The following is a 14,526-nucleotide window of genomic DNA, read 5'->3' as shown; positions in this document are numbered from 1 at the left end:
CCGCAGCAGCGCCGGCCCCCGCCCCGGCGCAGGCCGCAGCCGCTCCCGCCCCTCAGCCGGCGGCGCGCGCGGCGGCCCCCGCCGCGGCGTCGGCCGCCGCCTTCGCGGCGCCGGTGGATGGGACCGTCAGCCGCGCCTACGGGTCCGGCGGCGACGGGATGGAGTTCGCGGCCCCCGCTGGCGCAACCGTGCGGGCGGCGGCGGATGGCGAAGTCGCGCTGGTCTCGGAGTCGCTCGGCGGCCTCGGCACCATCGTGCTGATCCGCCATCAGGACCAGATCCTGACCGTTTACGGTCGGGTCGACGGCGTCACCGTGAAGCGCGGCGACCGGGTGCGGCGCGGCGACGTGATCGGCGCGGTCGCCCCGGGCCCCGAGGGCGGCGCGCCGGCGCTGCATTTCGAAGTGCGCCGGGGCGCCGAATCGGTCGATCCGGCGCAGTTCCTCGGCTGAAGCCGGCCGTCAGCCGGGCAGCGCCACGCCGCGCCGCCCGGCGAGGTCGGTCACGAACTGCCAGGCGACGCGGCCCGACATCGCGCCGCGCGCCTGCCGCCACGCCACCGCCTCCGCCCGCAGCTCGTCCTCGGCGATCGCGATCCCGAAGGCGTCGCAATAGCCCCGGATCATCGCGAGGAACGCGTCCTGTCCGCAGGGGTGGAAGCCCAGCCACAGCCCGAAGCGGTCCGACAGCGAGACTTTCTCCTCGGTCGCCTCGGAGGGGTTGATGGCGGTCGAGCGCTCGTTCTCGATCATGTCGCGCGGCATCAGGTGGCGGCGGTTCGAGGTCGCGTAGAACAGCACGTTTCCGGGCCGCCCCGCCACGCCGCCGTCGAGCACCGCCTTGAGCGACTTGTAGCCGCTGTCGCCGACGTCGAAGGAGAGGTCGTCGCAGAACAGCAGGAACCGCTCCGGCGCGTCGCGCAGCAAGCCGAGCAGACGCGGCAGCGACGGCAGGTCCTCGCGCTGGATTTCGAGCAGCACGAGCCGCGCCGTCGCCTGTCGGGCGGCCTCGGCGTGGCAGGCCTTCACCAGACTCGACTTGCCCATGCCGCGCGCGCCCCAGAGCAGCGCGTTGTTGGCCGGCAGCCCGCGCGCGAAGCGGCGCGTGTTCTCGAGCAGCGCGTCGCGCGCGCCGTCGACGCCCACCAGCAGGCCGATCCCGACGCGGGCGACATGCGGCACGGGTTCGAGCCGGTCGGGGTCGGCGTGCCAGATGAAGGCTTCGGCGGCGGCGAAATCCGGGCGGGGGGCCGGCGGCGGCGCGAGCCGCTCGAGCGCCGCCGCGATCCGCGCCAGCGCGTCCGCATCCAGCCCCGCCGTCACTGCTTTTCGTCGCCGAACATCTCGCGCTGGAACTCGGCCTCGTCGGCGGCTTCGCGCGCGGCGCGCTGCTTCTCGACCATGCGCACCAGAATGATGGAGATCTCGTAGAGCAGATAGATCGGAATGGCGAGCCCGATCTGGCTGATCGGGTCGGGCGGCGTGAGCACCGCCGCCGCCGCCGCGATCCCGACGATCGCGTATTTGCGCTTCTCAGCCAGCCCCTGCGCCGAGACGATCCCGACGCGGCCCAGCAGCGTCAAAAGAACCGGCAACTGGAAGCAGATGCCGAAGGCGAGGATGAAGGTCATGACGAGGCTGAGATACTCGTTGACCTTCCCCATGAACTCGATCTGCGTGCCGCCTCCGGCGCCGGTCTCCTGAAAATTCAGGAAAAAGTCGATCGCCATCGGCATGACGAGGAAATAAACCAGCGACGCGCCCATCAGGAACAGCACGGGCGTGGCGATCAGGAAGGGCGCGAACGCCGTCCGCTCGTCGCGGTAGAGGCCCGGCGCCACGAACATCCAGATCTGCGTCGCGATGATCGGGAAGGCGATGAAGAACCCGCCGAACAGCGCGATCTTGAGATGGACGAAGAAGGTCTCGTAGAGCTGGGTGTAGATCAGCCGCGGGTCCTGCCCGCGCGCGGTGAGGCGGTCGCGCAGCGGCCCTGTCAGGAAATCGTAGATCTCCTGAGCGAAGAAGAAACAGACCAGCGCGCACACGCCGAGCGCCAGAAAGGCGTAGATGAGCCGCGTGCGCAGCTCCATCAGATGCTCGATCAGGGGCGCCCGGCTGGCGTCGATGTCGTCAACGGACATGGCGGCGCGTCATCCTTCGCGCGGGGCGGTCGGCTGGGGGGACGGCGCCGCCGCCTCGACCGGCGCCGGCGCCGGAGCGGGCGTTTCGTCTTCGACGCGCATCGGCGCAGCCGGTTTCTGCGACGCCGGGCTCACCGCGGCGGGCTTCGCGGTCGGCGAGGATTTCGGCGCGCCGAGCATGTCGTCCACCGACATGCGCCGCAGCTTGTTGAGGCTGTCGGCGGTGTCGCGCATCTCCTTCATGTCGGTGATGTCGGCCTCGCGCGCGGCCTGCTCCATCGAGCGCTGGAAGTCGCGCGCCATCCCGCGGGCCTGCGCCGTGTACTGGCCAAGCGTGCGCAGCAGGCGCGGAAGGTCCTTCGGCCCCACGACGATCAGCGCAAGCGCGCCGATGACCAGCAGCTCCGTCCAGCCGATGTCGAACATGCGCCGCGCCCTCCGGACCGACCGTGCTCACGCGCTGCGGATCAGGCGTCCTTTTTCTCGGTCTTGGGCGTTACGTCGACCGCTTCGTCGGCGGCGCGCTCGACCTTCTGGGTCTCGTCGGCGACGTCGTCGGCCATGCCCTTTTTGAAGGCCTTGATGCCCTTCGCCATGTCGCCCATCAGAGCCGAGATCTTGCCGCGTCCGAAGAGCAGCACGACCAGCAGGACGACGATGAGAATTTGCCAGATGCTCGGGCTCATGCGGTCTCTCCCTCAGCGCCGCCTGCGCGGCGCGATGTCCTTTGTCTCGACATATGGGATCGCGCGGCGCGCGGAAAGGGTCGCGTGCGGTGTTTTTGGTCCGAGCGAAGGACGGGCCGGGCGCACCGGGGCGAATTCGCGCGGAAACCGGCCATTTGCCGAGGCTCTCCGCTCGGCTCTTGGTCCGTGCGACCAGAACGGATCGCGCCCTCCCTCCCGCCAGAGGGGGCGCGGTCCTCATCGCATGTGCCGACCGTCCGCTTCAGCGCGCCGTCCGGCCCTTCGATCGCCGAGACGTCAGCCGGGCCGTTTGCCCTGCGCGTCGCGATCGGCCTCCCAGGGATTGGCGACGCGGCTCTGCGCCTCGCAGGGGAAGACGAAGCAATGCTCGCGCCGCAGCGACAGCCAGAGCGGCTTGCCCTTCTCGGGCAGATAGGCGCCGGGCACCGTCGCCTTCAGCACCGAGCCGTCATGGTCCATCCGCACTTCGATCAGGCTTTCCGAGCCGATGAAGCGCGCCCGCTCGACGCGCCCATGCGCCGGCAGGCCGAGCCGCGGGTTCGGCGCAGGCGCCGCGCCGCGATCCTCGTCGATCTTGAGGTGCTGGGGGCGGATGATGATCTCGACATCGGCCTGATCGACCATCCCCGGCGTCAGGAACAGCCCGAACGGCGTGTCGGTCTGGCGCGCGGCGACCACCCCGTGGATCACGTTGACGTCGGAGAAGAACGCCGCCGCCCGCCGGTCCACCGGATGGTTGTAGATGTGATAGGGCGCGCCGACCTGAACGACGCGGCCGTCGCGCAGCAGGGCGATGCGGTCGGCCATGCGCAGGGCTTCGGCGGGCTCGTGGGTGACGAGCAGGACGCCGGCGCCCTCCTCCTTCAGCAGCGCCAGCGTCTCGTCGCGCACGTCGTCGCGCAGGCGCTGGTCGAGGCCCGAGAACGGCTCGTCCATCAGCATCACGCGCGGCTTGGGCGCCAGAGCGCGCGCCAGAGCGACGCGCTGCTGCTCGCCGCCCGAAAGCTGGTGGGGGTATTTCGGCCCGTAACCGGCGAGGCCGACCTTCTCCAGATAGCTCTCCACCGTGCCCCTGAGCGCGCCGTTGAGCTTCTGGCGACGCAGCCCGAAGGCGACGTTGTCGGCGACGGTCAGATGCGGAAACAGCGCGAAATCCTGAAACATCAGCCCGATGGCGCGCGACTCGGGCGGCGCGTGACGGCGTTCGTCGGAGACGACCTCGCCGTCTACGAGCACCGCCCCCGCACTCTGGCGCTCCACCCCCGCGGCGATCCGCAGCAAGGTGGACTTCCCGCAGCCGGACGGCCCGAGCAGGCACAGCACCTCGCCGTCGCCGACATCGAGCGAGACCTCGCGCACGGCGCGGGTCTGCGCCGGTCCGTCGAACGTCTTGCTCACCTGCGCCAGCGCAAGGCGCGGCGGCGTCGGCGTGCGTGCGGGCGGCTGTGCGGACACCGAGACAATCCCTAGCGTTTCACTCGTGAAAACCTAGCGATCCGGGGCCGGCGCCGCAAGCCCGCAGGGTCCGCGGCGCGTCAGAGGGTCACGTTGGTCGCGCCGCCGTCGAGCAGGATGTTCTGGCCGACGATGAAGCCGGCATGGGCCGAGCAGAGGAAGGCGCAGGCCGCGCCGAACTCCTCGATCGTTCCGTAGCGCTTCGCGGGGATGGCGGCGCGGCGCTGCTCGCCGGCCTCCGCGCGGCTGATGTTCTGCGCCTTGGCGATGCCTTCCTCCAGCGCGACGATCCGGTCGGTGTCGTGGCTGCCGGGCAGCAGGTTGTTCACCGTCACGCCATATTGCGCGACCTGCCGGGACGTCCCGGCGACGAAGCCGGTCAGCCCGGCCCGCGCCGCGTTCGACAGCCCGAGCTGCGGGATCGGCCCCTTCACCGATTGCGAGGTGATGTTGACGACCCGGCCCCAGCGCTTCGCGACCATGCCCGGCAGGATGGCGGTCATCAGGAAGATCGGCGTCAGCATGTTGGCTTCGACCGCCGCCTGCCACTCCGCGCGACCCCAATCCGACCACAGCCCCGGCGGCGGCCCGCCGGCGTTGTTCACGAGGATGTCGGGGGCGGGGCAGGCGGCGAGCAGCGCGTCGCGGCCTTCATCGGTCGTCACGTCGGCGGCGACGGTCGTCACAGCGACGCCGAGGGCGCGCAGCCGGTCCGCCGCAGCCTCCAGCGGACCGCCCGAGCGGGCGTTGATCACAAGGTTCACCCCCTCGCGCGCGAGCGCTTCCGCGCAGCCGTAGCCGAGGCCCTTGCTCGCCGCGCAGACCAGCGCCGTCCTGCCCTTGATGCCCAGATCCATCGCCTCGCCCCTTGTGTCGATGCCTCGTCCGCCCCTTGCCACAGCCGCGCCCGCCGCGCCAGCCGAGCGCCGCGCGCGGGGTTTGAATCGCTCGGGCCGAGCGTCTAGGACAGAGGCTTCTCCAGTGCGGGACCACGCCCATGACAACGCCGACGCGAATCGCCTTCGACGGCTTCGAGATCGGGGCCGACCGTCCCGCAGCGATCATCGCCGGGCCCTGCCAGCTCGAAAGCCTCCCCCACGCGCTCGCGATCGCGCAGCGCATGGCGGGAATCTGCGCCGAGGCGGGGCTGCCCTTCATCTTCAAGGGCTCCTACGACAAGGCCAACCGCACCTCGCTGAGCGCGCAACGCGGGGTCGGCATGGAGAAGGGGCTCGAGATCCTCGCCGAGATCCGCGCCCGCGTCGGCGCGCCCGTTCTGACCGACGTGCACGCGCCCGAGCACTGCGCCCGCGCGGCGCAAGCGGTCGACGTGCTCCAGATCCCGGCTTTCCTGTGCCGCCAGACCGACCTGCTGCTGGCGGCCGGCGAGACGGGCGTCGCGATCAACGTCAAGAAGGGCCAGTTCCTCGCGCCGTGGGACATGGCCAACGTCGCCGACAAGATCGCGAGCACCGGCAATCGCCGCATCATGCTGTGCGAGCGCGGCGCGAGCTTCGGCTACAACGCTCTGGTCAGCGACATGCGCAGCCTGCCGATCATGGCGCGCACCGGCTGGCCTGTCGTGTTCGACGCCACCCATTCGGTGCAGCAGCCGGGGGGCCTCGGCGGCGCGACCGGCGGCCAGCGCGAATTCGCGCCGGTTCTGGCGCGGGCGGCGGCGGCGGTCGGCGTGTCGGCGATCTTCATCGAAACCCATGAGGACCCCGACGCCGCGCCGTCGGACGGCCCCAACATGATCCCGCTCGATCAGATGGCGCCGCTGGTCGCGACGCTCGCGGCCTTCGACGCCTTGGCGAAGGCGAACCCGATCCCCGTCTGAGCGGCGCGGCTATTCCGCCGCGCGCGCCATCTCGATGGTGTGGGACAGGAACTCGGCGAATTCGTCGCGCAGGTCGGGGCGCGACAACGCATAGGCGACCGTGGCTTGCAGATAGCCCGCCTTCGAGCCGCAATCGAAGCGGCGGCCCCGGAAGCGGAATCCGTGCACCGGACGGCCCTCGACCATCTCCTCGGCGATGGCGTCGGTCAGCTGGACCTCGCCGCCTGCCCCGCGCTTCATCTGTCCGAGCGTCTCGAGAACGCTCGGCGGCAGGATGTAGCGGCCGATCACGGCGAGGGTGGAGGGGGCGGCCTCCGGCTTGGGTTTCTCGACCATGCCCTTCATCCTGATGAGCTGGCCGTTCTCCGAGGCGACGTCGAGCACGCCATAGCTGGCCGTCGCGGCGCGCGGCACCTCCATCGCGGCGACGACCGCGCCGCGCACCTCGGCGTAGGCGTCGACCATCTGCTTGAGGCACGGCACATCCGCCTCGATCACGTCGTCTGGCAGAATCACCGCGAACGGCTCGTCGGCGATCAGGCGCCGCGCGCACCAGACCGCATGGCCGAGGCCGAGCGCCTCCTGCTGGCGCACATAGGCGATGCCGCCCGAGGGCACTTCGGTCGGCTTGAGCGCCGCGAGAAGGTCGGTCTTGTTCTTCTCGCGCAGGCTGCGCTCAAGCTCCGGCGCGCTGTCGAAATAATCCTCGAGCGCCGATTTTCCCTTCGCCGTCACGAAGATGAATTCGTCGATCCCGGCGGCGCGCGCCTCGTCGATGGCGTATTGGATCAGCGGCCGGTCCACCAGAGGTAGCACTTCTTTCGGGATCGCCTTGGTGGCCGGCAGAAATCTCGTTCCCAGACCTGCGACCGGAAACACGGCTTTGCGCACATGGCGTTGCATCCCGAAACCCTCTCAAAACATCCCACGCGCGACTCTATCACGCGAGCATGCTCAACCGCGATACCGCTCGCGCGCAATCGAACGCGCGATGCGTGAATTTATTGCGATCAGCGCGCGCATTTCCGGCGAGTGCGCGCTTCGCGCGCAGTCGCAGTCGCTCAGACGAGCCCGCGCGCGCGCAACTCCGATTCGATCCGCGGCCGGTCGGAGGGGTTGTTGAGCTCCCAGAACCCCGCCCCGCGCGCCTCGACCTCGACGCAGGCGACGCGGCGACCGTTCTCCAGAAAGCGAAGTTGCTCGAGCCCTTCCGCCCGTTCCAGAGGACCCGCAGGCCAGTCGCGATAGGCCCGCAGGGCGGCGGGGCGATAGGCGTAGACGCCGACATGGTGCAGGCAGGGCGGCCCCTCGGCGGGGTCGGCGGAGGCTCCGTAGGGCAGCACTTCCTTGGAGAAGTAGAGCGCGTCGCCCGACGTCGCGGTCACCGCCGTGGTGCCGCCGACGCGGCCCGCCCGGCGGTCGGCGCGCAGGGCCTCGAGCGTTTCCGCGTCGCAGCGCAGCACGGGCGTGGCCATGTCGCAGGTCGGGTCGGCCGCCATCGCCGCGATCAGCGCCTCGACGAACCAGGGCGGGGTGAGCGGCGCGTCGCCCTGGAAGTTCACGACGAGGTCGGGCGCGGGGTCGAGCGCGTCGAGCGCTTCGGCGCAGCGCTCGGTGCCGTTGGCGCAGGCGGGGTCGGTCATCGCCACCTCCGCGCCGAAGCTTCGCGCGGCCTCGGCGATGCGGTCGTCGTCGGTGGCGACGAGGACGCGCGCGACGCCGCGCACGGCGCAGGCGGCCTCCCAGCTGCGCCGGATCAGCGTCTTGTCGAGCCCGGTCGCGCCGGTCAGCGGGGCCAGCGGCTTGGCGGGAAAGCGGGTCGAGGCGTAGCGGGCGGGGATGATCAGCGCGACGCGCATGGCGGCTCCGGGCGGAGGTGGGGACGTTCAGGCGATCTCGACGGCGATCGCGGCGTAGATGCAGGCCGTTCCCCCCAGCACGAACAGATGCCAGATCGCGTTCTGATAGGGCAAGCGCCGCCACAGATGGAACCCCACCCCGAGGCTGTAGAGCAGGCCTCCCGCCACCAGCAGGGCCAGCGCCTCCGGCGCCAGCGCGGCCCGCGCGTCCGCGCCCACCCAGACGAAGGCCCAGCCGAGCCCGAGATAGACCGGCACCGACGCCGCCTCGAAGCGGCGCGGCGCCGCGAGCTTCAGCGCCATGCCGACGCCCGCGACCGCCCAGACCGCGATCAGCAGCGCCTGCCCGACCCCGCCGGCCAGAGAGACGGCGGCGAAAGGCGTGTAGGAGCCGGCGATCTTGAAATAGATCGCGCTGTGGTCGAGCCGGCGCAGCGACTCGCGCCAGCGCGGCGCCGAGACGAAATTGTAGAAGGCGGAGAAGACGAACACCGCCAGCAGCGCCACGGCGTAGATCGACACCGCCACCACCGCAGGCGCCTCGCCGCGCGCGGCGGCCATCGCGATCAGGATCGGGCCGGCGATCACCGCGAACAGCACGCCGAGCCCGTGGATCGCCGCATCGGCGGCCAGTTCGCGGGGCGTGTAGGGCCTGTCAGTCGCGGGCGCTGCGTTCATCGCACGATCATTGCGCGAAGCGACGGTTCTGGGAAGCCGGGATCGACGCGGCCTGTCGCCGGTCCCGCTCCGCCCCCGCTCTCAGCGCCGCCAGAACTGGCTCGACAGCAGCGCCAGCACCGGCAGAATCTCCAGCCGTCCGAGGATCATCCCGAGGCAGAGCAGCCATTTCGCCGCGTCCGGCAGCGACCCGAAATTGCCCGCCGGGCCGATGATCGGGCCGAGGCCGGGGCCGACATTGGTCAGCGCGGTCTGCGCGCCGCTATGGGCGGTGATCAGGTCCAGCCCGGTCATCGCCAGCGCCATCGTCAGCAACATCAGCACCACCGCGAAGGCGATGAGATAGACCAGCGCCGAGCGGAAGATCGCCGGGTCGACCTGCTGGCCGCCATAGCGCGTGACGGCGACCATGTTGGGGTGCACCAGCCTGCGCAGATGCGCGCGCAGCATCGCCGCAGTCACGATCAGCCGGTAGGTCTTGATGCCTCCCGTGGTCGAGCCCGCCGAGCCGCCGAGAAACGCGAGCACGAAGAACAGCGCCATCGCATAGGGGCTGTACGCGGTGTAGTCGCCCGCCGCATAGCCGGTGGTGGTGACGACCGACACGACGTTGAACACCGCCTCGGCGAATTCGCGCTCGCCGAACCCGCCCTCGCGCGACGCCGCGAGCGAGATCGCCGCCAACGCCACGATGCCGATGAGCACGGCCACCTGCGGATCGAGCCGATCCGGCGTCCGTCCGAACAGGACCGCGACATACATCGCGAAAGGCAGCCCGCCCAGCAGCATGAAGGCCGAGCCGACCCATAGCACGCCGGTCTGCTCGAAATGGCCCATCGACGCGTCGTAGGTCGAGAAACCGGCAGTCGCAACAGTCGTCAGCGCATGGTTCAGCGCCTCCCAGCTCGTCATGCCGACGACTTCATAGGCGATGAAGCAAAGACCCGTCAGGAGCGCATAGACCGCGAGGAGCCCGCGCGCGAAGGAGGCGAAGCGCGGCAGCGGGCGGTCGGAGCGGTCGGAGCTCTCCTTGCTGAACAGCTGCATCCCGCCGATGCGCAGGAAGGGCAGCAGCACGACGCCGAGCGCGAGGATGCCGATCCCGCCGATCCACTGGATCAGCGAGCGCCACAGCAGGATGCCGGGCGGCTCGACATCGAGGCCGGTGATCACGGTGGCCCCGGTGGTCGTGACGCCAGACACCGCCTCGAACACGGCGTCCGGCAGGCTCATCCCGTGCAGGACGAAGGGCACGGCGGCGGCGAGCGGGCCGGTCGCCCACATCATCACGACGAGCAGGAACCCGAAGCGCTGAGTCGGCTTGGGATCGGCGCCGCGCGTCGCGAGGGCGATCATGCCCGCGACGGTGAGCACGAGGCCCGAGGAGATCATGAAGACTTTCCAGTCGCCGTCGCCCGCAAGCAGATCGGTGACGACGCAGATCAGCATCGCGGCGGCGAAGACCATCCAGACGATGGCGGTCGCGAAGATCACGGCGCGCAGTTCGTCGCCGAGCGCAGTCTTTCGCCTCGCCTCTGCGATCATCGCCCGCCCCCGCCGACTTCGGCCGCGCCGGCCTCGGATCGGGGCGAATAGAGCGCATCGCGCAGGAGAATGCGAGCCTGTCCCGCCAACCCGCCGCGCGCCCGCCAGCCCTGCGCGCCGAGCGTCGCGTGTGCGTCGAGCCGCGCGACGCGCCGCGGCGCCCGGCCCGGCGCGCGGGGCGCGAGCACCGGATGCGCCGGCGCCGCTCGCCCCAGAAGCGCCGCGGCGGCGTTCAGCGCGACCGGGCCTAGGCGATGCCCCCCGGCGACGCGCAGTCCGAAGAGCGCCGCCGCGCCGGGCCGCTCGGACAGATGTCGGCGCACCGCCTCGGTCCAGCCCTGCGGCAAGGTCGCGTCGGCGTCGAGCGTCAGCACCCACTCGCCGCGCGCCCGCGCCAGCGGGTCGGCGGGGGCCGGCGCGAACACCGCGCCCACGGCCTCCGCGATGTCCGCCGTCTCGTCGGTCGAGCCCGCATCCGCGAAGATGACGTCGCGCAGCAAGCCCGTCATCACGCCTTCGCCGAGCGCGCCGAGCGTCGGCCCCAGCACGCGGGCGCTGTCGCGGGTGCGCAGAATGGCGGTGATCATCGCCGGCTCATGCGGGGATCGCCGCCTCCTGGAACCGGACGGGCGCGCCGCCGGTCGGCCGGAGGATTTCGTCCTCGCGCATGACGACCCGCCCGCGGATCACCGTCGCCATCGGCCATGCCTTTGCGAGCATCCCCGCATAGGGCGTCCAGCCGCAGAGCGAGGCGATCCAGTCGTCGGCGATCTCGCGCCGGGCCTTCAGGTCCACGATGGTCATGTCGGCGTCCCAGCCCTGCGCGAGCCGCCCCTTGCCCGCGATCCCGAAGATGCGCTGCGGCCCGTGGCTGGTCAGATCGACGAAGCGCGCCAGCGTCATCCGGCCCTCGGCGACATGGGTCAGCATCACGGGAACCAGCGTCTGCACGCCCGGCATCCCCGACGGCGTGTCGGGATAGGGCTTGTCCTTCGCTTCGCGCTCATGCGGCGCATGGTCGGAGCCGAGCACGTCGATCAGCCCCTGCCGCACCGCCTCGAAGATCGCGTCGCGATGGGCGGCGCCGCGCACCGGCGGGTTCATCTGGAGGTAGGTTCCGAGCCGGGCGTAGTCGGCGTCGCCGTCGAAGGTCAGGTGATGCGGCGTCGCTTCGCAGGAGATCAGATCCTTGTGCGCGGCCAGCAGGGGCAGTTCGTCGGCGGCGGAGATGTGCAGCACATGCACCCGCCGCCCGGTCTCGCGCGCCAGCCGGATCAGCCGCTCGGTGTTCATCCGCGCGGCCTCCGCGTCGCGCCAGACCGGATGCGAGGACGGGTCGCCGGGAACCCGCAGATGCGCGCGCTCCCGCAGACGCGCCTCGTCTTCGGAATGGACCGCGACCCGTCTGCGGCCATGCGCGAGCACGCGCCGCACGTCCTCGGTCTCGGCCACCAGCAGCCCGCCCGTGCTGCTGCCCATGAACAGCTTGATCCCGGCGCAGCCCTCCAGCCGCTCCGCCTCGGGCAAGGTCTCCACGTTCTGCGCCGTGGCCCCGAACCAGAAGGCGAAGTCGCAGGCCATCCGCGCCCGCCCCCGCGCGACCTTGTCGGCCAGCGCCTCGGGCGTGGTGGTGGTCGGGTTGGTGTTGGGCATCTCGAAGACGGCGGTCACGCCCCCCAGCACGGCGGCGCGCGCGCCCGATTCGAGCGTCTCCTTGGCTTCCGAGCCGGGTTCGCGGAAATGCACCTGGCTGTCGATCACCCCCGGCAGCACATGCAGCCCGGTCGCGTCGAGCCGCTCGCCGGCGTCGGCCCGCGACAGATCGCCGATGGCGGCGACTTTCCCTGCGCGCGCGCCGATGTCGGCGCGACCTTCGCCATTGTGGTTGACGACCGTTCCCCCGGAAACGATCAGATCATATGTCGCCATCGAAGTTCCCCTTTTCGCGCAGTCTAGCGCCGCGAGGGGGCGGGGCGGAAGGCGGACCGGAAAGGGCTTGGCATGAGCGGATCGCAGGGCTTCGTCGAGGATCGCCGCGCGCTCTTGCGCGTCGAGGGGCCGGAGGCGCGGGACTGGCTGCAGGGCCTCGTCTCCAACGACGTGACCCGGCTGGCGCCGGGGCGCGCGGTCTATGCGGCGATGCTCAGCCCGCAGGGCAAGTACCTGTTCGATTTCGTGCTGGTCGCCGATGGCGACGCGGTGCTGCTCGACGCGCCCGCCGACCGCATGGCCGCGCTGCGCCAGAAGCTCGCGCTCTACAAGCTGCGCCGCAAGGTGACGCTGGCGGACGAGCCCCGAGGCGCGGCGCTGATCTGGGGCGGGGACGCCCCGCAGGCCCCCGACGGCGCGCTGATCGTCCCCGACCCGCGCGACCCCGCGCTCGGCTGGCGGCTCTACGCGACGGACCCCGGCGCGGCGCTCGCCGCCCTCGGCGCCGCCCCCGTCGACCGCGCCGCCCATGACGCGCTGCGCGTGGCCTGCGCCGTCCCCGAAAGCGGAGTCGAATTGATCCCCGACGACACCTACATTCTGGAGGCCGGGTTCGAACGGCTCAACGGCGTCGATTTCCGCAAGGGCTGCTATGTCGGGCAGGAGGTCACCGCCCGGATGCGCCACAAGACCACGCTGCGCAAGGGGCTCGTGCGCGTGGCGGTCGAGGGCGAGGCCCCGCCGCCCGGCGCGCCGCTCGTCACCGAGGACGGCAAGGAGGCGGGGACGCTGCACACGGTCGTCGGCGGGGCGGGGCTCGCGCATCTGCGGTTCGACCGCGCTAACGGTCCGTTGACCGCCGGGCGTGCTATCGTGCGCGCGAGCGACATTGGAGCGGAGCGCGACTGATGGAGATCCTCGACCAGCTGGGCGCCGATGCGGGCGGGATCGCGCTGATCCTGCTGATCGGCTTCGTGGTGCTGACCGTCGCGCTCGGCGTGCGCGTCGTGCCGCAATCGCAGGAATACGTCGTCACGCGCCTCGGCGCCTACAATCGCACTCTGCAGGCGGGGGTGAACCTGATCATTCCCTATATCGAGGCCATCCACTCGAAAGTCTCCATCGCCGACCAGGTGATCAACGACACGCGCCTCGACGTCGTCTCGCGCGACAACGTGGTGTTCAACATCGAGCTTCTGGTTGTGTTCCGCATCGTCAAGCCGGAACTTGCGGTGTTCCGCGTCAACGACGTGCATGATCTGGTGATCGGGCTGGTGAAAAGCCTCGTGCGCTCCGAGATCGGCAAGGTCGAGCTCGACATGCTCCAGCAGGACCGCGAGACGCTCAACCTCGCGATCCGCGCGGCGCTGTCGGAGGCGGGCGACGATTACGGTCTGATCATCTCGCGCTCCGAGATCACCGACGTGCAGCTCACCGAGACCACCCAGCGCGCCATGGCCGAAGTGCTGGAGGCCGAGCGGTCGCGGCGCGCCACGGTCACCCGCGCCGAGGGCGACAAGCGGCAGGTCGAGCTCGCCGCCGACGCCGACCTCTACAGGCAGCAGCGCGCCGCCGAGGCGCTGCGCGTCACCGCCGACGCCACCGCCTACGCCAACGGCGTGATCGGCGACGCCATCGCCGCCAACGGCGCCGAGGCCGCCCGCTTCCAGATCGCCGAGCGCCAGATCGACGCGGTGAAGCTGCTCGCCGAGAGCCGCAACGCGAAACTGGTGATGATCCCCGGCGACGTGTCGGACGGCTTCACCCGCGCCGCCGCGATCCTGTCCGACATCCGCGCCGACGCGCCGCCGCCCGCGTCCGCCGCGCCCCGCATTCCGAGGACGGGCGCGTGAGCCTGTCGCTCTACGACCCGTGGCTCTGGGTGGGCGTCGGCGCGGCGATGATGCTCGGCGAGATGCTGATTTCGGGCTATCTGCTGCTCGGCTTCGGGATCGCCGCCGTCGCGATGGGCGCGCTGGTCTGGGCGGCGCCGGAGACGCTGGGCGCCGCGCCCTATGCGCCGCTGTCGCTCATCCTGATCTATGCGGTCGCGGCCTTCGCTGTCTGGGGCGTGGTGGCCCGGCGCTTCGGGCGCGGCGCGCGCGGCCGCCAGGGCGCGCGCGACATCAACGATTTCGAGAATCGCGGCTGAGCCGCGAGCCTTTCCGCCCTCCCGCCGATCTTGCGCCGATCTTGCCGGGCCGCCGCCTCAGGCTCTATGTAGCGGCTCGAACAAGCCGGGAGTTCCGCCGATGGCCGCGCCGAAGACCCTCTACGACAAGATCTGGGACGCGCATCTCGTCCACGAGGCGCCCGACGGCACCTGCCTGCTCTACATCGACCGCCACCTCGTCCACGAGGTGACCAGCC

The 14,526-nt window shown here is 71.1% G+C and carries 17 protein-coding genes; 5 read left to right on the top strand and 12 right to left on the bottom strand.

All coding sequences use genetic code 11. From position 1 onward, the window contains the following. Positions 1 to 452, top strand: a 452-nt coding sequence (locus tag V7Q31_RS07060; protein ID WP_333832987.1) for a murein hydrolase activator EnvC family protein, incomplete at its 5' end; no start/stop codon positions are given. Between the two features lie 9 nt (positions 453 to 461). On the opposite strand, the gene V7Q31_RS07055 is transcribed toward V7Q31_RS07060, so the two are convergent. From V7Q31_RS07055 to V7Q31_RS07030, 6 genes are all read right to left on the bottom strand, one after another. After that, positions 462 to 1,310: an ATP-binding protein gene (locus V7Q31_RS07055; RefSeq protein WP_333833017.1), complete on the bottom strand. Its 849-nt coding sequence runs from the start codon at positions 1,308 to 1,310 to the stop codon at positions 462 to 464. 8 nt (positions 1,311 to 1,318) lie between these two features. Next, positions 1,319 to 2,143, bottom strand: coding sequence for a twin-arginine translocase subunit TatC (tatC, locus tag V7Q31_RS07050; protein ID WP_333832986.1), 825 nt, complete (start codon positions 2,141 to 2,143; stop codon positions 1,319 to 1,321). 9 nt (positions 2,144 to 2,152) lie between these two features. After that, positions 2,153 to 2,569: a Sec-independent protein translocase protein TatB gene (gene tatB, locus V7Q31_RS07045; RefSeq protein WP_333832985.1), complete on the bottom strand. Its 417-nt coding sequence runs from the start codon at positions 2,567 to 2,569 to the stop codon at positions 2,153 to 2,155. Between the two features lie 41 nt (positions 2,570 to 2,610). Continuing rightward, positions 2,611 to 2,829 carry a twin-arginine translocase TatA/TatE family subunit gene (locus tag V7Q31_RS07040; RefSeq protein WP_333832984.1) on the bottom strand — a complete coding sequence of 73 codons (219 nt, stop codon included), beginning with the start codon at positions 2,827 to 2,829 and terminating at the stop codon, positions 2,611 to 2,613. A gap of 297 nt (positions 2,830 to 3,126) precedes the next feature. Then, positions 3,127 to 4,305, bottom strand: a complete 1,179-nt coding sequence (locus tag V7Q31_RS07035; RefSeq protein ID WP_333832983.1) for an ABC transporter ATP-binding protein — start codon at positions 4,303 to 4,305, stop codon at positions 3,127 to 3,129. An 80-nt stretch (positions 4,306 to 4,385) separates the two neighbouring features. Next, positions 4,386 to 5,162: an SDR family oxidoreductase gene (locus tag V7Q31_RS07030; protein ID WP_333832982.1), complete on the bottom strand. Its 777-nt coding sequence runs from the start codon at positions 5,160 to 5,162 to the stop codon at positions 4,386 to 4,388. 140 nt (positions 5,163 to 5,302) lie between these two features. On the opposite strand from V7Q31_RS07030, the gene kdsA reads away from it, so the two are divergent. After that, on the top strand, positions 5,303 to 6,145 hold the full coding sequence (gene kdsA / locus V7Q31_RS07025; RefSeq protein WP_333832981.1) for a 3-deoxy-8-phosphooctulonate synthase: 843 nt from the start codon (positions 5,303 to 5,305) through the stop codon (positions 6,143 to 6,145). Positions 6,146 to 6,154: 9 nt separating this feature from the next. On the opposite strand, the gene galU is transcribed toward kdsA, so the two are convergent. The 6 genes from galU to V7Q31_RS06995 form a co-directional block, all read right to left on the bottom strand. Further along, complete coding sequence (gene galU, locus V7Q31_RS07020; protein WP_333832980.1) at positions 6,155 to 7,048, bottom strand: UTP--glucose-1-phosphate uridylyltransferase GalU; 894 nt, start codon at positions 7,046 to 7,048, stop codon at positions 6,155 to 6,157. 158 nt (positions 7,049 to 7,206) lie between these two features. Beyond that, on the bottom strand, positions 7,207 to 8,004 hold the full coding sequence (locus V7Q31_RS07015) for a 3-deoxy-manno-octulosonate cytidylyltransferase (RefSeq protein WP_333832979.1): 798 nt from the start codon (positions 8,002 to 8,004) through the stop codon (positions 7,207 to 7,209). Positions 8,005 to 8,031: 27 nt separating this feature from the next. Beyond that, positions 8,032 to 8,682, bottom strand: a complete 651-nt coding sequence (gene trhA / locus V7Q31_RS07010; protein ID WP_333832978.1) for a PAQR family membrane homeostasis protein TrhA — start codon at positions 8,680 to 8,682, stop codon at positions 8,032 to 8,034. A gap of 81 nt (positions 8,683 to 8,763) precedes the next feature. Further along, positions 8,764 to 10,227, bottom strand: a complete 1,464-nt coding sequence (locus V7Q31_RS07005; protein WP_333832977.1) for a TrkH family potassium uptake protein — start codon at positions 10,225 to 10,227, stop codon at positions 8,764 to 8,766. After that, the gene (locus V7Q31_RS07000) at positions 10,224 to 10,814 is read right to left on the bottom strand and encodes a hypothetical protein (RefSeq protein ID WP_333832976.1); all 591 of its coding nucleotides are present in this window, start codon (positions 10,812 to 10,814) and stop codon (positions 10,224 to 10,226) included. The genes V7Q31_RS07005 and V7Q31_RS07000 overlap by 4 nt, the downstream gene beginning before the upstream one ends. Before the next feature lie 7 nt (positions 10,815 to 10,821). After that, positions 10,822 to 12,156 (bottom strand): dihydroorotase, encoded by a 1,335-nt coding sequence (locus V7Q31_RS06995; protein ID WP_333832975.1) that lies wholly within the window; start codon positions 12,154 to 12,156, stop codon positions 10,822 to 10,824. A 72-nt stretch (positions 12,157 to 12,228) separates the two neighbouring features. On the opposite strand from V7Q31_RS06995, the gene ygfZ reads away from it, so the two are divergent. The 3 genes from ygfZ to V7Q31_RS06980 are packed head-to-tail and all read left to right on the top strand — an operon-like array spanning position 12,229 to position 14,308. Beyond that, complete coding sequence (gene ygfZ, locus V7Q31_RS06990) at positions 12,229 to 13,065, top strand: CAF17-like 4Fe-4S cluster assembly/insertion protein YgfZ (RefSeq protein ID WP_333832974.1); 837 nt, start codon at positions 12,229 to 12,231, stop codon at positions 13,063 to 13,065. Next, positions 13,065 to 14,009, top strand: a complete 945-nt coding sequence (locus tag V7Q31_RS06985; protein ID WP_333832973.1) for an SPFH domain-containing protein — start codon at positions 13,065 to 13,067, stop codon at positions 14,007 to 14,009. The genes ygfZ and V7Q31_RS06985 overlap by 1 nt, the downstream gene beginning before the upstream one ends. Next, positions 14,006 to 14,308, top strand: a complete 303-nt coding sequence (locus V7Q31_RS06980; protein WP_333832972.1) for an NfeD family protein — start codon at positions 14,006 to 14,008, stop codon at positions 14,306 to 14,308. The genes V7Q31_RS06985 and V7Q31_RS06980 overlap by 4 nt, the downstream gene beginning before the upstream one ends. The last annotated feature ends 218 nt before the right edge of the window (positions 14,309 to 14,526 follow it).

Origin of the sequence: Rubrimonas sp. (assembly GCF_036788415.1) — a bacterium.
Classification (GTDB): domain Bacteria; phylum Pseudomonadota; class Alphaproteobacteria; order Rhodobacterales; family Rhodobacteraceae; genus Rubrimonas.
The sequence above is the reverse complement of the archived record's forward strand: the minus strand, read 5'-3'. Positions and strand labels throughout refer to the sequence as shown.